Source organism: Stenotrophomonas sp. LGBM10 (assembly GCF_046736075.1).
Classification (GTDB): domain Bacteria; phylum Pseudomonadota; class Gammaproteobacteria; order Xanthomonadales; family Xanthomonadaceae; genus Stenotrophomonas.
On record NZ_CP177163.1, the window covers coordinates 4,426,835 to 4,446,145 of the forward strand.

The window sequence follows — 19,311 nt, forward strand, 5'->3', positions numbered from 1 at the left end:
CCCCCGCTTTTCGCGACACCTCCCACAACGACAGGACAACGCACCATGAGCAACCAGCCCTTCATCGGCGCCACGGAATACTTCCCCGGCATTGGCCGCATCCCCTTCGAAGGCCGGGGGTCGGACAACCCCCTCGCGTTCAAGGTCTATGACGCGAACCGGGTGATCGGTGGCAAGACCATGCAGGAGCATCTGCGCTTCGCGGCCTGCTACTGGCACACCTTCTGCAACGCCGGGCATGATCCGTTTGGTCCAGGCACCCGCCGTTTCCCGTGGGAGGCCGGCTCGCAGATGGCCACCGCCGAAGCGAAGGTGGACGCCGCGTTCGAATTCTTCACCAAGCTGGGCGTGCCCTACTGGTGCTTCCACGATATCGATCTGGCGCCGGATGCCGACGATGTCGGCCAGTACGAGAAGAACCTGAAGCACATGGTCGGCCTGGCGAAAGCGCGCCAGGATGCGACCGGCATCAAGCTGCTGTGGGGGACCGCCAATCTGTTCTCGCATCCGCGCTACATGAATGGTGCGGCTACCAATCCCGATTTCGGCGTGGTGGCGCGTGCCGCCGTGCAGGTGAAGGCGGCGCTGGAGGCGACCGTTGAGCTGGGCGGCGAACATTACGTGTTCTGGGGTGGCCGCGAAGGCTACGCCTCGCTGGTGAACACGCAGATGAAGCGCGAGGTCGACCATCTCGCACGGTTCCTCACGATGGCGCGGGACTACGGCCGCAGCATCGGGCTGAAGGGGAATTTCCTGATCGAGCCCAAGCCGATGGAACCGATGAAGCACCAGTACGACTTCGACAGCGCGACCGTGGCGGGCTTCCTGAAAGCGCATGGCCTGGACAAGGACTTCAAGCTCAACATCGAGGCCAACCACGCCACACTCTCCGGCCACACCTTCGAACACGATCTGCAGGTCGCCTCCGACCACGGTCTGCTGGGCAGCATCGACGCCAACCGCGGCAACGGCCAGAACGGCTGGGACACGGACCAGTTCCCGACCGACCTGTACGACACCGTGGGCGCGATGCTGGTCGTACTGCGGCAGGGCGGGCTGGAAGGCGGCCTGAACTTCGACGCCAAGCTGCGCAGGGAGTCGACCGACCTGGAAGACCTGTTCATCGCCCACATCGGCGGCATGGACGCGTTCGCCCGCGGCCTGGAGGTGGCGCACACGCTGCTGACCGACTCGCCGTGGGAGCAGTGGCGTACGGAACGCTATGCGAGCTTCGACAGCGGTGCCGGCAGGGACTTCGAGAACGGCACGCTCGGCCTGGCCGACCTGGTAGCGCTGGCCACCACGCTCGGTGAGCCCGCGCAGGTCAGCGGCAAGCAGGAGCGCTACGAGAACCTGCTCAACCAGCATCTGCTGCGCTGATACCAAATCGGGGAGAGGAATGGCAATGAACCAGGCAATGAGGGACGGCGAGAACACCCGCCTGATTGTGGTGATCAGCGTGGTGGCGACGATTGGCGGATTCCTGTTCGGCTTCGACAGCGGCGTGATCAATGGCACGCAGGACGGCCTGCACCAGGCGTTCCGGTCCGGCGAGTGGATGCAGGGGTTCGAGATCGCCTCGATGCTGCTGGGCTGCGCCATCGGTGCCTTCAGCGCCGGCCGGCTGGCCGACCGGCTGGGACGCCGCAACGTGCTGATCGTCTCGGCGGTGCTGTTCCTGCTGTCGGCGATCGGCGCGGGTGCGGCGTCCTCGTCGATCATGTTCATCATCGCGCGGGTGATGGGCGGCTTTGCGGTGGGTGCGGCCAGTGTGATCTCGCCGGCGTACATCGCCGAGGTGGCGCCGGCGCGCTACCGCGGCCGCCTCGCCACGGTGCAGCAGATCGCGATCATCAGCGGGCTCACCGTTGCCTTCCTGTCCAACTATCTGCTGGCGGCCTCGGCCGGTGCCTCGACCGAGCCGTTGTGGGGCGGGCATGCGGCGTGGCGCTGGATGTTCTGGATGCAGGCAGTGCCCTCGCTGCTGTTCCTGGCGCTGCTGTTGACCATCCCGGAAAGCCCCCGCTACCTGGTGGTGAAGCGCCGCAAGGACGAGGCGCTGCAGGTGTTGACGCGGCTGTTCGGCGGTGCCGAGGCGCAGGCCAAGCTCGCCGAGATCGGCGCCTCGCTGTCCACCGACCATCACCGTCCGCGGCTGTCGGACCTGCGCAGCACGGCCACCGGCAGGGTTCGGCCGATTGTCTGGGTGGGCATCGGCCTGGCCATCTTCCAGCAGCTGGTCGGCATCAACGTGGTGTTCTATTACGGCGCCGTGCTCTGGCAGGCGGTAGGCTTCTCCGAGAACGATGCGCTGCTGATCAATGTGCTGTCCGGTTCGCTCAGCATCGGCGCCTGCATCGTCACCGTGCTGCTCATCGACCGCATCGGGCGCAAGCCGCTGCTGTGGGTCGGTTCGGCCGGGATGGCGGTGTCGCTGGCGCTGCTGGTGGTGGCATTCGCCAGTGGCTCGCTGGTCGATTCCCGCCTGCAGCTGCCCGGAGGCATGGGCACGCTGGCGCTGGTGGCGGCCAATGCCTACGTGGTGTTCTTCAACGTCTCCTGGGGGCCGGTGATGTGGGTGATGCTGGGCGAGATGTTCCCCAACCAGATACGCGGTTCGGCGCTGGCCGTGGCCGGTGCGGCGCAATGGACCGCGAACTTCGCCGTCACGGTGACGTTCCCCATTCTGCTGGCCGCCATCGGGCTGGCCGCGACGTACAGCCTCTACCTGGTGTCGGCAGTCATCTCGGTTTTCTTCGTGCTGCGGTACGTGCACGAAACCAAGGGCAAGGAACTGGAGCAGATGGAAGGATGAACGCGATGACCAATCAACGGTTTACCTGCGTCCGCAGCGGCCTGCTGCTGGGCACGCTGATGCTCGCCCTGGCTGCCTGCGGCAAGGATGACAAGGCAGTTGCCCCTGCGGCGGCCGCTCGGGATCCGTGGCCACAGGTCGCCTGGCCACTGCCCGAGGATCCCGCGCTGGAAACGCGCATCGCCGACCTGATGGCCACCATGACGGTGGAGGAGAAGGTGGGCCAGCTTGTGCAGGGCGACATCGCCAGCATCACCCCGGATGATCTCCGCCGGTACCGGCTCGGCTCGATCCTGGCGGGGGGCAACTCCGACCCCGGCGGCCGGTACGATGCCTCGCCTGCCCAATGGCTGGCGCTGGCCGATGCGTTCTACGAGGCCTCGATGGATACCTCGCAGGGCGGCAAGGCGATTCCGGTGCTGTTCGGCATCGATGCCGTGCACGGGCAAAGCAACATCATCGGCGCGACGCTGTTCCCGCACAACATCGGCCTGGGGGCAACACGCAACCCGGCGCTGCTCAAGCGGATCGGTGAGATCACCGCGCTGGAAACCCGTGCCACCGGCATGGAGTGGGCATTCGCGCCCACCGTGGCGGTACCGCAGGACGACCGCTGGGGGCGCACCTACGAGGGGTATTCCGAATCGCCCGACGTGGTGGCCAGCTATGCCGGCGCGATGGTCGAGGGCCTGCAGGGCAAGGTCGGCTCACCCACGTTCCTTGACGGCCGCCACGTGATCGCCTCGGTGAAGCACTTCCTCGGTGACGGCGGCACGGTCGACGGCAAGGACCAGGGCGATACCCGGATCAGCGAGGCGGATCTGGTGCGCATCCACGCGGCCGGGTATCCGCCGGCCATCGCCGCGGGCGCACAGACGGTCATGGCCTCCTTCAACAGCGTCAACGGCGAGAAGATGCACGGCCACCGGCCGTATCTGACGGAGGCGCTGAAGGGGCGGATGAACTTTGGTGGCTTTGTGGTGGGCGACTGGAACGGCCACGGGCAGGTGAAGGGCTGCACCACCACCGATTGCCCGGCCACCATCAATGCCGGCCTGGACATGGCGATGGCCTCGGACAGCTGGAAGGGCTTCTACGACACCACGCTGGCTGCGGTGAAGAACGGCACCATTTCCCAGCAGCGGCTGGACGATGCGGTGCGGCGGATACTGCGGGTCAAAATGCGGCTGGGCCTGTTCGAGGCGGGAAAGCCGTCGTCGCGCGCGGTCGGCGGGCAGTTCGCACTCGTCGGTGCGCCCGAGCATCGTGAGGTGGCACGCCAGGCGGTGCGCGAATCGCTGGTACTGCTGAAGAACCAGGGCGGTGTGCTGCCGCTGTCGCCGAAGCAACGCATCCTGGTTGCCGGTGACGGGGCAAATGACGTCGGCAAGCAGGCCGGCGGCTGGACGCTGAACTGGCAGGGCACCGGCACCACCCGCAAGGACTTCCCGAACGCGGACTCGATCTTCGAGGGCATCGCGCAGCAGGCGAAGGCCGCGGGCGGCGAAGCGGTTCTGGCGGTCGATGGGACGTACACGCGCAAGCCGGATGTGGCCGTGGTGGTGTTCGGCGAGAATCCGTATGCGGAATTCCAGGGGGATCTGCCGACACTGGCCTACAAACCGGGAGACGACACCGACCTGGCCTTGATGAAGCGACTGAAGGCCGACGGCATCCCGGTGGTCGCGGTGTTCCTGAGCGGGCGCCCGCTGTGGGTCAACCGCGAGATCAATGCCGCCGATGCGTTCGTGGCGGCGTGGCTGCCCGGCTCGGAAGGCGGTGGCATCGCCGACGTGCTGCTGCGCGGATCCGACGGCAGCGTGCAGCACGACTTCAAGGGAAAACTGGGTTTCAGCTGGCCGCGGACAGCAGTGCAGTACGCCAACAACGTGGGGCAGAAGGACTACGACCCGCAGTTCGCATTCGGCTTCGGCCTCACCTATGCCGACAATGGCGATCTCGCCGCGCTGCCGGAGGTCTCCGGCGTGACCGGCAACGAGGGCGCGGTCGGTGTGTTCTTCGCGCGTGGTGACGCCGGGTCCGGCATGGCCCTGCGCCTGGAAAACGGCGCGGGGCAGGGCGTGACCGTCACCAAGGTGCCGGAATCCCTCGACGGCGGCCTGCTGAACGTCACCGGCGTGGATCATCTGGCGCAGGAAGACGGTCGCCGCCTCGCCTGGACCGGCAGGGGCGAGGCGGTTGCCGCGCTGCAGTCGCATACGGCGCTGGACCTGCAGCGCGAGAGCAACGGCGACCTGATGCTGTTGACCACGCTGCGGGTCGAGGCGGCACCCCAGGGCGATGCATGGCTGTCGGTGGGCTGCGGCACGGGCTGCTCGGCACGCGTTGCGCTCGGCCCGACGCTGGCATCGCTGCCGGTGGGCCAATGGACGCGCGTGGGCGTGCCGTTGAAGTGCCTGGCCGCGGCCGGCGCGGAGGTGGGCAAGCTGGAGCGCCCGTGGTCAATCGGCACGGCCGGTGCGATGACGCTCTCGGTGTCACGCGTCGCGCTGGGGGCCTTGAACGAGGCGGAGACCACCATTGCATGCCCGGGCCGATGATCCCGCGGCGTATGCGGTCACCGCTTGGGCGGGGGCGCGACCGAGTCGCGCACCACCAACCGGTGCGGCATGACGTGATCGGTCAACACGCGCGCGTCGTCGTGCCGGCGGCGGATGGTGCGCAGCAGGATGTCGATGGCGGCATCGGCCATCGATGCGATCGGCTGATGAATGGTGGTGAGCTCCGGCCAGACCGTCGTCGCGGCCGAGGTGTCATCGAAGCCCACCACCGACAGGTCGCGGGGAACATCGAGGCCGCGTCGGTGCGCGACGGAAATCGCCGCCGCGCCCATGTCGTCGTTGCTGGCGAAGATCGCGGTCGGCGGGCGGCGGTGGGACAGCAGCTTCTCGGCAGCGGCAAGCCCGGAGCGGTAGGTGTAGTCCCCCTGCTGGACGAGGCTGGGTTCGACCTGCAGCCCGGCCGCACGCAGGGCGGCAACAAAGCCGTCGTAGCGCCGCTCGCTCGCGCTGAGGTCGTTGCGGCCGCGGATGAAGCCGATGCGGCTGTGACCCTGCTGGATCAGGTGTTCGGCCAGTTCCCTGCCGGCCTGGAAGTCGTCGATGCGCACGCAGGAAATGTCGTTGCCGAGGTGACCCGGTGCGATCCCCACCACGGGGATGCCTGCCTTGACGAGTTCGGTCACGGCAGGCCGCGATTCGCACAACGGGGGCGGCAGAATGACGCCGTCCACGCGGCCGGCCAAGGCCCGCGCTGCCTTGCGCTCGGCGGTCGGGTCAAGATCGTCCCAGTAATCGACGACCAGCTGGATGGCAGCGTTGGATGCCACGCGCAGCAGACCGACCAGCAGCTCGCGCAGGTAGGCACCGCTGGGATTGGTGTAGATCAGCGCGATGCGCGTGTGCTGTGCGGCCGCCAGCGAACTGGCGGCCAGGTTGGGCGTATAGCCCAGTTCGCGCACCGCGCGCATCACGCGCTCGCGGGTGGCATCGCGCACCTTGCCCTGATTGATGGCCCGCGACACGGTCATCGGCGACACCCCGGCCAGGGCCGCCACCTCGTCGATCGTCACGCCACTGGTTTTGCGGCGGACCGACTTCTTCGGCTTGTCCAATTCGCGCTCCCGTTCTTCGCTGTGACGCTGACACAGCCAACGCACGTCCCGAGCTTACAAGGTTTGTTGTCCGCGCTGCGGGCCCGCTCGGGTGTCGAGCGGTGTCATTGGATGCTGGGTGCCGCGATGGTGTTTTTCGCCTGCGCGGGCAATGCGCACGCAGAGGATGGCTACGCCTTGTGGATGCGTTACGTGCCGCTCGAACCTGCGCTCGCAGCGGACTACCGCACCCGGTTGTCCCACGTCGTGGCCCCTGATCGGACGCCTACGCAGCGTGCCGCGCGCGATGAACTGGCGCGCGGCCTCGCCGGCCTGCTGGGCAGCGCACCGCAGATGCCGGGCGCGGCCGCCGGCGACGCGACCGTGGTGCTGGGCACACCGGACTCTTCGGCCATGATCGCGCCGCTCCGCCACGAGATCGAGTCGTTGGGCGACGAAGGCTATCTGCTCCGGCATGCACGGATCGACGGGCACGAGGTGCTGCTGGTGGCGGCCCGCCACGATATCGGCGTGCTGTACGGCGTGTTCCATCTGCTGCGACTGCTGCAGACAGGCGCGTCGCTGGACGCGTTTGAGGTGCGCGAGTCGCCCCGGCTCCGGCTGCGCGTGCTCGACCATTGGGACAACCTGGATGGCCATGTCGAACGCGGCTACGCAGGCCGCTCGCTGTGGGACTGGCAGACGCTGCCGGAGTGGCACGACCCACGCTACACGGATTACGCACGCGCCAACGCCTCGATCGGCATCAACGGCACGGTGCTGAACAACGTCAACGCGAGCGCGCAGAGCCTGGCACCGGACTATCTTGCCAAGGCGGCCGCGCTCGCCGACAGGTTCCGGCCGTACGGCATCCGCGTGTACCTGAGCGCACGCTTCAGTGCTCCCATCGAGCTGGGCGGACTGGACACCGCCGACCCGCTCGATCCACGCGTGCAACGCTGGTGGCGCGACAAGGTCGATGAAATCTACGCGCGCATCCCGGATTTCGGCGGCTTCCTGGTCAAGGCCAATTCGGAAGGGCAGCCAGGCCCGCAGGACTACGGCCGCTCGCACGCCGACGGGGCCAACCTGCTGGCCGGCGCGCTGGCCGCGCACGGTGGCGTGGTGATGTGGCGCGCCTTCGTCTACGCCCGCGATGTGCCTGCCGACCGCGCCACCCAGGCGTACACCGAGTTTGCCGGCCTGGACGGGGCCTTCCTGCCGAACGTGATCCTCCAGGTCAAGAACGGGCCCATCGACTTCCAGCCGCGCGAGCCGTTCCATCCCCTGTTCGGGGCCATGCCGCGCACGCCGCTGATGCTGGAAGTCCAGATCACCAAGGAGTACCTCGGCTTCGCCACGCATCTGGTTTACCTCGGCCCGCTGTACGAGGAAGTGCTGCAGTCCGACACCCGCGCGCGCGGCGAAGGCGCCACCGTGGCGCAGTCGCTGACCGGCATGGCCGGTGTCGCCAACATCGGCAACGACCGGACCTGGAGTGGGTCGCACTTCGACCCGGCCAACTGGTACGCCTTCGGCCGCCTGGCATGGAACCCGCAGCAATCAGCCCGCGACATCGCGGCGGACTGGGCGGCGATGACCTTCGCGCAGGACCCCCGCGTGGTGCAGCCCATCGTCGAGATGATGATGGGCTCGCGCGAGGCCGCGGTGAACTACATGACCCCGCTGGGCCTGCACCACCTGATGGCGCGCGGGCACCACTACGGGCCCGGCCCCTGGGTCGATGGCGGGCCGCGCGCGGACTGGACCTCGGTGTACTACCACCGCGCCGACCGCAACGGCATCGGCTTCGACCGCACCGCGCGTGGCAGCAATGCCGTAAGCCAGTACGCGCCCGAGGTGGCCGCCCGCTATGGCGACCTGGCGCAGGTGCCGGAACCGTTGCTGCTGTGGTTCCACCACGTTCCGTGGGACCACCGCATGGCGTCCGGGCGGCCGTTGTGGGATGAACTGGTCGGGCGCTATTCGCATGGCGTGCGCCAGGTGCAGGCCATGCAGGCCACCTGGGAAACCCTGGGTCCCGGCGCGCGCACCACCGTCGCGCGGGGCGCTGCCCCGCAGCCGCACGGGGTGGACGCACAACGGCACGAACAGGTCGCGGCCTTTCTGCGCATCCAGCTGCGCGAAGCGCAGTGGTGGCGCGACGCCAGCGTGGCGTACTTCCAGTCGGTGAGCGGCAGACCGTTGCCGGCCGGCGAAGCAGCGCCGCCACACCCGCTGGCCTGGTATCAGGCCCTGCAGTTTCCGTCCGCACCCGGAGATGGGCGATGAAGGCGAGAACGTGGTGGAGCGGCATCGTGGCGGCCACGCTGGCGTGCTGCGCCGTGCCGGCAATGGCGGAGGATGCGGCGACCACGCTGCTGCACCCGCTGTTCCAGGACCACGCCGTGCTGCAGCGGGACCAGGCTGTCGCAGTCTGGGGCACCGTGGCGCCGGGCACCCCGGTGTCCGTGGCACTCGCAGGGCGGACCGTCACCACGCGCGCCGATGCCGGTGGACGGTGGCACGCAACGCTGCAGCCCATCGCCGCGGGCGGTCCTTACGACATGGCCGTGCAGGCAGGGCAGGCAACCCAGGTTGTGCGTGACGTACAGATGGGCGACGTCTGGTTGTGTTCCGGGCAGTCGAACATGGCACTTCCGGTGTGGCGCACGCTCGACGCCGACAGCGAGATCGCCGCCGCCACGCACCCGTCCATCCGCCTGTTCACCGTGCCGAACGCGGCAGCCGTCACCCCACAGCGCGACCTCCAGGGAGCCGTTGCGTGGCAGCCTGCGTCGCCGGACACGGTGCGCGACTTCTCCGCCGCGTGCTTCTACTTCGCGCGGGAGCTGCAGAAGACCGTCAACGTGCCGATGGGCCTGATCGAGGCGGCATGGGGTGGCTCGCGCATCGAGGCCTGGACCAGCGGCGATGCCCTGCGCGCGCAGGGCGGCATGGGGCCGGCGCTGGATGTGCTTGCGCTGTATGCCCACGATCCCGCTGCGGCGAACCGGCAATGGGGCCGGCACTGGCAGCAGTGGTGGACAACGCGCGAAGGCGCCATCGCCGGCGATGCGCCCTGGCAGCCAGATGCAGACCGCACCGGCTGGCAGGATGCACCGCCCACGCTGGGCGCGTGGGAGCGCTGGGGCGTGCCGGCGCTGTCGGACTACAACGGCATGGTCTGGTACCGCACGCAGGTGACCCTGACCGCCGCGCAGGCGGCGCAGGGCGCGCGCCTTGCGCTGGGGCCCGTCGACGAGACCGACATGACCTGGGTGAACGGCGTGGCCGTGGGCAGCCAGTACGGCCCGGGGCAGGCGCGGTCGTATGCGCTGCCGGCGGGTCTGCTGCACGCCGGCGCCAACACGGTGGTGATGAACGTGCTGGACACCTACGGCGACGGGGGGCTGGCAGGCCCTGCGAGCGACCACGCCGTGCACCTGGACGATGGCACGCGCATCGCCCTGGACGCGCCCTGGCAGTACCGCGCCGCACCCGGTGCACCGGCGCCGCCACCTGCACCGTGGCATGCCGCTACGGGCCTGTCGACGCTGTACAACGGCATGATCGCGCCGCTGGGCAACTATGGGGTCCGCGGCATGCTGTGGTACCAGGGCGAATCCAACACGGCGGACGGCCTGGCCTACGCGGCGAAGCTGCGCAGCCTGCGCGATGACTGGCGCAGCCGGTTCGGCGCGCAGACGCCGTTGCTGGTGGTGCAGTTGGCCGGCTACGGCCCACCGCCCGTGGCGCCCGGGGAAAGTGGCTGGGCACAGGTTCGCGAGGCGCAGCGGCAGGTCGCCGCGGAAGACCCGCACAGTGGGCTGGCGCTGGCCATCGACATTGGCGACGCGTACGACATCCACCCGCCCAACAAACAGGAACTGGCCCGGCGCCTGGCGCGGGTGGCGCGGCATGTGGTCTACGGCGACCGCACCGTTGACCCGTCCGGACCCACCGCACGCAAGGCATCGCGCCTGCAGGGCGGGGTGCGGATCGTGTTCGACGACGTCGCCGGCACCCTGGTCACCACCGGTGCGAAGGGCCCCATCGGCTTCGAGCTCTGCGATGCCGAGGCGCGGCACTGCAGCTATGCCGACGCCGTCCTGGACGGGCGCGATGTGGTCCTGCGCAGCCCGCAGGCAGGGCCAGGCGCGCGCGTCCGCTACTGCTGGGCCGACGGCCCGGTCTGCACGCTGCGCGACAGCCGTGGCGCGCCGGCAGGGCCGTTCGACCTTTCCCTCACCCCTGCGGAGGACCGTTGATGCGTCTGCTGATGGCTACCCTGTTCCTGCTGCTGTCCGCGGCGGCGCCGCCGCTGGGGGCCACGCCTGCGCCGCCCGTGTACTTCGACTGGTTCGAATACGTCGGTCGCGATGCGGCTTTTGAGACGGCGCTGCCGGCCGGGTACTACCGCAACCCGATCCTGGCCGGTTTCCACGCCGACCCGAGCATCGTCGGCGTGGAGGGCCGGTTCTACCTGGTCAATTCCAGCTTCACCTATTTTCCCGGCATTCCGGTGTTCGAGAGCGTTGACCTGGTGCACTGGAAGCAGATCGGCAACGTGATCGACCGCCCGACGCAGGTGGACTTCGATGGCCTGAGCGTGTCGCGCGGCATCTTTGCCCCGGCCATCACGCACCACGACGGCGAGTTCTATGTGGCCACCACGGCGGTCGACAGCGGCGGCAACTTCATCGCCACCGCGCGCGATCCGGCCGGTCCCTGGTCCGACCCGCGCTGGCTGACGGGCATCGAGGGCATCGACCCGTCGCTGTTCTTCGACGAGGACGGCGGCGTTTACCTGCTGATCAATGACGCCCCGCCCGGCAAGCCGCGCTACGAGGGCCATCGCGCCATCTGGATGCAGCAGCTGGATCTTCCGTCGCTCGCGCCGGTGGGGCCGCGCAGGATGCTGATCGACGGCGGGGTGGATCCGGCCAGCAACCCGATCTGGATCGAGGGGCCGCACCTCTACAAGCGCGAGGGCTGGTACTACCTCTCCGATGCCGAAGGAGGTACCGGGCCGCAGCATTCCCAGGTCGTCCTGCGCAGCCGCGAGGTCTGGGGGCCGTACATCCCATATGCGGGCAACCCGATACTCACCCAGCGCGATCTGCCCGACGACCGGCCGTTGCCGATCACCAATGCCGGGCATGCCGACCTGGTCGAAGGTCCGGACGGCTCCTGGTGGGCGGTGTTCCTCGCCAGCCGCAACTACCAGACGCGCCACTACAACACGGGGCGGGAAACCTTCCTGCTGCCGGTGCAATGGCGTGACGGCTGGCCGGTGATCCTGCCGGCTGGCCAGACCATCCCGTATGCCGTCAAGGCCCCGTCGTGGATGCAGGGCGAGGCCACGCAGGCACCGTCCACCGGCAACTTCATCGACCGCGACGACTTCGATGCACCCACCCTCGGCAACCGCTGGTTGCGCGTGCGCGTGCCCAAGCAGCCCTGGGCAGACCTGCGCGAGCGCCCGGGGGCCTTGGCCGTGCATCCGCTGCCGGAGGATCTGGATACGCTGCGCAATCCCGCCTTCCTCGGCCGCCGCCAGCAGCATCTGCGCTTCGAAGCCAGCACCGGGATGACGCAGCCGGCAGCGGGCGTGGCGGCCGGCCTTGCCGCCTTCCAGAGCGAGGCGTACTGGTACTTCCTTGGGGTGCGCAGCCTGGGCGGAAACCGCGTGACGGTCTTCCTCGACGCGCGCGACGGTAGCGGCGTGACCCGGACGCTGGCCAGCCGGACACTGGACACACGCCCGTCGATGCGCCTGAAGATCACCGGCGACGAGTGGCGCTACGCGTTCGCGTTCGACACGGGCGATGGCCGGGGGTGGCAGACCCTCGCGGATGACGTGGATGGAACGGTGTTGAGTACGGATCGTGCAGGCGGCTTCGTGGGCGCGCTGCTGGGACCATTCGCACGCGACGAGCGTGCCTTGAGGAGCAGATGATGACGCGCAGGCCTTCCCTTTGCAGCGGCCGTCGCGGCCACGTCTTCCGCACCGTGGTGCTGTGTGCCGCCCTCGGGCTGGCCACGGCCGTGCACGCCGCAGCGCCCCCGCCGTGGCTCGATGCATCGGCCAGCTTCGAGGCCCGCGCCGCCGCGCTGGTCGCGCAGATGACCCTGGAGGAGAAGGCCGCGCAGATGCAGAACGCCGCACCCGCCATCGAGCGTCTTGGCGTGCCGGCCTACGACTGGTGGAACGAAGGCCTGCACGGGGTCGCGCGGGCAGGGCAGGCCACCGTGTTTCCGCAGGCCATCGGCCTGGCCGCCACCTTCGACGTGCCGTTGATGGGGCAGGTGGCGACTACCATCAGCGACGAGGCGCGCGCCAAGCACCACCAGTTTCTCCGCGAGGGCTCGCATGGCCGCTATCAGGGGCTGACCTTCTGGTCGCCGAACATCAACATCTTCCGCGACCCGCGGTGGGGGCGGGGCCAGGAAACCTACGGCGAGGACCCGTACCTCACCGCGCGCATGGGCGTGGCCTTCGTGCATGGCCTGCAGGGCGACGACCCGGTGTACCGCAAGCTGGACGCCACGGCCAAGCACCTGGCCGTGCACAGCGGCCCCGAGGCCGACCGCCACCACTTCGATGCGCGCCCCAGCAGGCGCGACCTGTACGACACCTACCTGCCGGCGTTCGAGGCGCTGGTGAAGGAAGGGCAGGTGGACGCCGTCATGGGCGCCTACAACCGCGTGTACGGCGAGTCCGCCAGCGCCAGCCACTTCCTGCTGCGCGACGTGCTGCGCCGTGACTGGGGCTTCAAGGGCTACGTGGTGTCGGACTGCTGGGCCATCGTCGATATCTGGAAACATCACCACATCGTTCCCACCCGCGAGGCGGCCGCCGCACTGGCGGTGAAGAACGGCACCGAGCTTGAGTGCGGGCAGGAATACGCCACGCTGCCAGCGGCGGTCCAGCAGGGGCTGATCAGCGAAGCGGAGATTGACGATGCGGTGACGCGCCTGTTCACCGCACGGATGCGGCTGGGCATGTTCGACCCGCCGGAGCGCGTGCGATGGGCCCGCATCCCCGCGTCGGTGAACCAGGCCCCCGCGCACGACGCGCTGGCCTTGAAGGCCGCGCAGGAATCGCTGGTGCTGCTGAAGAACGATGGCGTGCTGCCGCTGTCACGCACCCTCAACCGCATTGCCGTGGTCGGCCCGACCGCCGATGACACGATGGCGCTGCTCGGCAACTACTTCGGCACCCCCGCCGCACCGGTGACGATTCTGCAGGGGATACGCGACGCGGCCAAGGGCGTGGAGGTGCGCTATGCGCGCGGCGTGGACCTGGTCGAAGGGCGCGACGATCCCGCTGCAACCCCGCTGATCGAGGCCGCGTACCTGCGGCCTTCGGCCGATTCCCCCGAACGCGGCCTGCGCGGTGAGTACTTCCGCACGGCCGACCTGTCCGGGACGCCGGCGCTGGTCCGCACCGATGCCCAGATCGGGTTCCGCTGGGACAGGGGGTCACCGACCGACAACCTGCTGGCCCGTGGTGAGGCAGCACCGGGGCAGGGCATTCCGAACGATGGCTTCAGCATCCGCTGGAGCGGCCAGCTGCTGCCACCGGTATCGGGCCGCTATCGCATCGAGGCGGCCGCCGACGACGGCTTCCGCCTCTACGTGGACGGCAAGCGCGTGCTGGACCACTGGGGGAAAAGTGATCGCCTGCACGGCGATGGCGTCGAGCTGGACCTGCAGGCCGGCAGAGCCTACGACCTCACACTTGAGTACTTCGATGCCGAGCGCGATGCGGCCGTGCGGCTGGGCTGGCGCATGCCCGGCGCGAAACCGCCGTTCGAGGAGGCACTGGATGCCGCCCGGAGCGCGGATGTGGTGGTGTTCGTTGGCGGCCTGACCGGCGACGTCGAAGGCGAAGAGATGACGGTCAACTACCCGGGCTTCGCCGGGGGCGATCGCACCGACCTGCGCCTGCCCGCCACCCAGCGGGCGCTGCTGGAAGCGCTGTACGCCACCGGCAAGCCGGTAGTGGTGGTGCTGACCGGCGGATCGGCGCTGGCCGTCGAGTGGGCCCAGGCGAATCTGTCCGCGATCCTGATGGCGTGGTATCCAGGGCAACGCGGCGGCACTGCCGTGGGTGAAGCGCTGTTCGGCGACATCAATCCCGCCGGCCGCCTGCCGGTCACGTTCTACACGGCGGACCAGACCATGCCCGCGTTTGACGACTACACGATGGAAGGCCGCACGTACCGCTATTTCCGCGGCACACCGCTGTATCCGTTCGGACACGGCCTGTCCTACACCCGGTTCGGCTACGGCAGGCTCCGCCTCGATGCGCCGCGCATCGCCGACGACGGAACGCTCAAGGTGCAGGTGGAGGTGACCAACACCGGCAAGCGCGCAGGCGATGAGGTCGTGCAGCTGTATGTGCGGCGCCTGCAGGCCGCGCCGGCAGATGCGCAGCAGTCACTGCGCGGCTTCCAGCGGATCCATCTCGCCCCGGGCGAGCGGCGGACCGTGGCCTTCGATCTGGATGCGCACCAGGCACTGCGCCAGTACGACGACGCGCGTGGCGCCTATGTCGTGCCGCCGGGGGTGTACGAGGTGCGGATAGGCGGCTCAAGCGCCGATGCGCGCGTGCACGCCGGGTTTACCGTGGAGGAGGGCCGTGACTGATCCCCGCCGCGCGGAGACCACCGACCACACGCTCTCGATCCGGGAAAAACTGGGCTACAGCCTTGGCGACCTCGCGGCCAACCTGATCTTCCAGACCCTGATCACCTATCTGGCGTTCTTCTATACCGACGTCTACCGGTTGCCGCCCGCCACGGCGGCGACGATCATTTTCGTGATCGGCCTGATGGGCGCCTTCGTGTTCACGCCGTTGATCGGCATTGCCGCCGACCGCACGGCGAGTCGGTGGGGAAAGTTCCGGCCGTGGATCCTGTGGACGGCGATTCCGTTCGGCCTGCTGTCGCTGCTTGCCTTCAGTACGCCCGAACTGGGCGAGCGCGCCAAGGTCATCTACGCCCTGGTGACCTACGGGCTGTTGATGCTGGTGTATGCGGCCAACAACCTGCCGTACTCCGCGCTCAGCGGGGTCCTGACCGGCAGCATGGCCCAGCGCAACAGCCTGTCGGCCTACCGTTTCGTGGCGGTGATGATCGCGCAGTTCATCATCCAGGTTCTGCTGCTGCCGCTGGTGCTGATCCTCGGCGATGGCGATCGCGTGCTCGGCTTCGAGCGGGTGATGACCGTGTTCGCCGTGGTGGGAACGGTCTTCTTCCTGATCACTTTCGCCACCACGCGCGAGCGCATCGTGCCGGCGAAGGAGCAGACCGGCGGCGTGCTGCAGGATCTGACCGACCTGGTGCGTAACCGGCCGTGGCAGGTGATGCTGGCCCTCACGATCCTGGTCTTCATCAACCTGGCCCTGAAGGGCGGCACCTACGTCTATTACTTCCAGTACTACATGAGCGAGGCCGCCTTGGCCGGCTTCCTCGACGGCTCCGGATTCAATCGCTTCATCGCCGGATTGAACGCCGTACTCAACGGGTGGGGCCTGTCCGGTTTCACCTGGCCCACGGATCCGGCAACCTCGGCATTCAGCCTGTTCAATGCCTGCGGCATCCTCTGCATGATCCTGGGCATTGGTGTATCCCGTCGCCTGGCCGACCGCTTCGGCAAACGCGATGTCTTTGGCGGTGCACTGCTGGTATCCACCGTGTTTCTGCTGGTGTTCTACTTCTTCCCGCCGACGGCGGTGGGCGTGGCCTTCGGTTCCTTCATGCTGCACGGGTTCTGCTATGGCATCACCATCCCGTTGCTGTGGGCGATGATCGCCGACGTTGCGGACTACTCCGAATGGAAGAACCATCGCCGCGCCACCGCGATCATCTTCTCCGCGATGCTGTGCGGGCTGAAGATCGGGTTGAGCATTGGTGGTGCGCTGGTCGCCGGCATCCTCGCGCACCACGGTTATCAGGCCGGGGCCGAACAGCAGCCCCAGGCCGTGGTGGACGGCATCCGCCTGACCGTGAGCGTGTACTGCTCGCTTCCGTTCCTGGTGGCGGTTGCCTTGCTGTTCCTCTACCGGATCGACAAGCGCATGGAGACGCGCATCGAACAGGACCTGCTGCAGCGCCGCCAGGGGAACAGCCTTGACCACTTGGCGGCACACGCCATTTCCCAGCCGCTGGTGACCCACATCTACACCGCCGACCCGTCGGCCCATGTGTTCGACGGGCGCCTGTACATCTATCCATCGCACGACATCGACGGCGGCGCGCCGTTCGACGACGAGGGCGGTCACTTCGGCATGGAGGACTATCACGTCTTCCGGCTGGACACGCCCGGGGGGCCGGCAACCGACTGCGGCATGGCGCTGCATGTGCGCGACGTGCCCTGGGCCGCGAAACAGATGTGGGCACCGGACGCCGCCAGCCGCGACGGCCGCTATTACCTCTACTTCCCGGCCAAGGACGGGCAGGGGATCTTCCGCATCGGCGTTGCGGTGGGCGATCGTCCGGAGGGCCCATTCACCGCCGAGGCCGAGCCGATGGCCGGCACATACTCGATCGACCCGGCCGTGTTCGAGGACGACGACGGCGCGCATTACCTCTACTTCGGCGGCATCTGGGGTGGCCAGCTGCAGATGTACCGTGACAACCACCATGACGCGATGCACGACGAGCCCACCGGCGATGCGCCCGCGCTGGGCCCGCGTGTCGGCCGGCTGGACGTGGGCATGACCCAGCTCGCGGAGCTTACGAGGGAAGTGCTCATTGTGGACGAGCTCGGGCAGCCGTTGCGCGCCGATGACCACGCGCGGCGGTTCTTCGAGGGGGCGTGGCTGCACAAGTACCAGGGCCGGTATTACCTGTCGTACTCCACAGGCGATACGCATCTGTTGTGCTACGCCGTGGGCGACAGCCCGTACGGGCCGTTCACCTATCGTGGGGTGATCCTCACGCCCGTGGTTGGATGGACCACGCACCACTCCATCTGCGCGTTCAAGGGGCAGTGGTACCTGTTCTACCACGACGCGCTGCTGTCCGGCGGCGTGACCCACCTGCGCTCGATCAAGAGCACGCCGCTGCACATCGAGGTGGACGGCAGCATCCGGAGCATCGATCCTTATGGCGCTTGATACACCCTCGCCGAAGGACGATGCGCGGGCCGCGCTGCCGGCCGGACGCCTGCACTGGTTGCGGGCAGGCAGGCTGGAGGTCGCGCTTGCACCTGACGCCGGCGGACGCATTGCCCAGCTACGGTACGACGGTGTGGAGTGGTTGGTGGGCGAGCACGAGGGTGGGGCGGGAGCGTCAGCCATCGCCTGGGGGTGCTATCCGATGGTTCCGTGGGCGGGGCGCATCCGGCATGGGGGTTTCACCTTCGGTGGCAGGCCCTATTCGCTGCCGGCAAACTTCGATGCGCACGCCATTCACGGCGTTGGTTTTACACGGCCGTGGCATATCGACAGCCTCGACGCGGACGCCGCCACGCTGTCGCTGGCGCTGCCCGAGGACGCCTATTGGCCGTTTGGAGGCAGGGCGACGCAGACAATGCACCTGCAGCCGGATCGCCTGCATCTCCACCTTTCCGTTGAGGCCGGCCACCAGGCAATGCCGGCCGTCCTCGGCTGGCATCCGTGGTTCCGCAAGCCGGATCAACTGCTGTTTGCCCCCGATGCGATGTATCCACGGGATGACGAAGGCATTGCCACGTTGCCCTGTGTCAGCCTGGTGCCGGGGCCGTGGGATGACTGTTTCATCAACCACGCCGACGTGACGCTCATATCTGCCGGCCAGCGGCTGCGGATTCGGGCGGATACCGATCATTGGGTGGTCTACGACGGTGCACCGCACGCGACGTGTGTAGAGCCGCAGACTGGTCCGCCCGATGGGTTTACGCTGGCGCCGAACCGACTGGAGCCGGGCCAGCGACTGGAGCTGAGGGTTGAGCTTGGATGGGAGAGTTGATGCTTGATCAGCAGGGGTCGTGGGGCAGGTCGCGCCAACCGCCCTCGATTCGTTCAAATCGCTTTCCGCCGATGCACCGCTGTCCGTTACGCAATGGTGCAGGCGCTACGGGGATTGGCTGCGGGCGTAGCGTAATGGGGCGGTCGATGTAGCGCCGGTATTCACGGATGAGCGCTTCCTCTTCTGCGGCCCACTTTGCTTTCTGAGCGTCAAACCGAGCTTGTTCCGCCTTGTTCATCGGGCGCGTGAGTTCTGCTGAGATCGCCGCAGCTTGCCTGCGTGCATTCCATTCGATCAAACCCATGATTATCACGATAGCCAGGACAATGCCTCCTGCGATGTACGCCCACGTTGGCATCGGCTCTCGCTGTGGCACGTATCGTGCGCGATCGCTGCGGAAGCGCAGTTCCTGCAAGTCAGGCGTACCGAGTTCAGGCGTGCCGAATCTCGGCTCTTGGCGTTCGCGGTCCATGTGATCCCCCTAGATCGGTTCCTGTGCACATTCTAGACGGGGTGTAGCGTACGGAGGCGCTCGTTGCCCGCTGAGGTCCCGAAGTGGCGTTCCCGGGAATCGCCACGGTCGCAGGCTGTACGCTTGCGTGCCGGGGTCACCCAGGTACTGATGCATGCGTCGAGGCTCGATTTGTCCTTGGTGCCGGACACAAGCAACAAGCAAGGCGGATGCCAGCAGCCCTTGACCAGGCATAGGTCCTATCGGGCTAGTGCTTACATAATATACATTATGCGAAGTGGTGGATGGCGCGTCTTGTGTCGTTTGCCGGCTCGGGCTGGAGCTGGCTCAAGCTCAGGATCGGTGTCTGCCGCGGATAAGTTGCCCCTTGCACAGCTGAAACTGCCCCATTTTGCTGCGGAAACCTGCCCATCTTTGCGCGAGTCTTCGGACAACCCGCCCCTAATTG

The 19,311-nt window shown here is 67.9% G+C and carries 11 protein-coding genes and 1 pseudogene; 10 read left to right on the top strand and 2 right to left on the bottom strand.

Features of this window, described 5'->3' with window-relative positions; translation table 11 throughout:
* Positions 1 to 45: 45 nt before the first annotated feature.
* Genes xylA through ACLB90_RS19535 form a run of 3 tightly spaced genes read left to right on the top strand, consistent with a single transcriptional unit; the run spans position 46 to position 5,376 of the window.
* Positions 46 to 1,380, top strand: a complete 1,335-nt coding sequence (gene xylA, locus ACLB90_RS19525; RefSeq protein ID WP_411851002.1) for a xylose isomerase — start codon at positions 46 to 48, stop codon at positions 1,378 to 1,380.
* A gap of 25 nt (positions 1,381 to 1,405) precedes the next feature.
* Positions 1,406 to 2,815, top strand: coding sequence for a sugar porter family MFS transporter (locus ACLB90_RS19530; RefSeq protein WP_411851003.1), 1,410 nt, complete (start codon positions 1,406 to 1,408; stop codon positions 2,813 to 2,815).
* Positions 2,812 to 5,376: a glycoside hydrolase family 3 protein gene (locus tag ACLB90_RS19535; RefSeq protein WP_411851004.1), complete on the top strand. Its 2,565-nt coding sequence runs from the start codon at positions 2,812 to 2,814 to the stop codon at positions 5,374 to 5,376. Before ACLB90_RS19530 ends, ACLB90_RS19535 begins: the two co-directional genes overlap by 4 nt.
* A gap of 17 nt (positions 5,377 to 5,393) precedes the next feature.
* Here ACLB90_RS19535 and ACLB90_RS19540 read toward each other — a convergent pair whose 3' ends face one another.
* Positions 5,394 to 6,449, bottom strand: a complete 1,056-nt coding sequence (locus tag ACLB90_RS19540; RefSeq protein WP_411851005.1) for a LacI family DNA-binding transcriptional regulator — start codon at positions 6,447 to 6,449, stop codon at positions 5,394 to 5,396.
* A 111-nt stretch (positions 6,450 to 6,560) separates the two neighbouring features.
* Between ACLB90_RS19540 and ACLB90_RS19545 the strand changes: the two genes are divergently transcribed.
* The 7 genes and pseudogenes from ACLB90_RS19545 (at position 6,561) to ACLB90_RS19575 (ending at position 18,391) form a co-directional block, all read left to right on the top strand.
* The gene (locus tag ACLB90_RS19545) at positions 6,561 to 8,720 is read left to right on the top strand and encodes an alpha-glucuronidase family glycosyl hydrolase (protein WP_411851006.1); all 2,160 of its coding nucleotides are present in this window, start codon (positions 6,561 to 6,563) and stop codon (positions 8,718 to 8,720) included.
* Positions 8,717 to 10,699: a sialate O-acetylesterase gene (locus ACLB90_RS19550; RefSeq protein ID WP_411851007.1), complete on the top strand. Its 1,983-nt coding sequence runs from the start codon at positions 8,717 to 8,719 to the stop codon at positions 10,697 to 10,699. Before ACLB90_RS19545 ends, ACLB90_RS19550 begins: the two co-directional genes overlap by 4 nt.
* Positions 10,700 to 10,710: 11 nt before the next feature.
* The gene (locus tag ACLB90_RS19555) at positions 10,711 to 12,390 is read left to right on the top strand and encodes a glycoside hydrolase family 43 protein (protein WP_411852804.1); all 1,680 of its coding nucleotides are present in this window, start codon (positions 10,711 to 10,713) and stop codon (positions 12,388 to 12,390) included.
* The gene (locus ACLB90_RS19560) at positions 12,390 to 15,086 is read left to right on the top strand and encodes a glycoside hydrolase family 3 C-terminal domain-containing protein (protein WP_411851008.1); all 2,697 of its coding nucleotides are present in this window, start codon (positions 12,390 to 12,392) and stop codon (positions 15,084 to 15,086) included. The genes ACLB90_RS19555 and ACLB90_RS19560 overlap by 1 nt, the downstream gene beginning before the upstream one ends.
* Positions 15,040 to 16,572, top strand: a pseudogene (locus ACLB90_RS19565) (MFS transporter); the annotation flags it as partial. The gene ACLB90_RS19560 and the pseudogene ACLB90_RS19565, both read left to right, overlap by 47 nt.
* Positions 16,573 to 16,578: 6 nt before the next feature.
* Entirely contained in the window at positions 16,579 to 17,559 is a 981-nt protein-coding gene (locus tag ACLB90_RS19570) for a glycoside hydrolase family 43 protein (RefSeq protein WP_411852805.1), read from the top strand.
* Entirely contained in the window at positions 17,549 to 18,391 is an 843-nt protein-coding gene (locus ACLB90_RS19575; RefSeq protein WP_411851009.1) for an aldose epimerase, read from the top strand. The genes ACLB90_RS19570 and ACLB90_RS19575 overlap by 11 nt, the downstream gene beginning before the upstream one ends.
* 7 nt (positions 18,392 to 18,398) lie before the next feature.
* Here ACLB90_RS19575 and ACLB90_RS19580 read toward each other — a convergent pair whose 3' ends face one another.
* Positions 18,399 to 18,863, bottom strand: coding sequence for a hypothetical protein (locus tag ACLB90_RS19580; protein WP_411851010.1), 465 nt, complete (start codon positions 18,861 to 18,863; stop codon positions 18,399 to 18,401).
* Positions 18,864 to 19,311 lie beyond the last annotated feature (448 nt).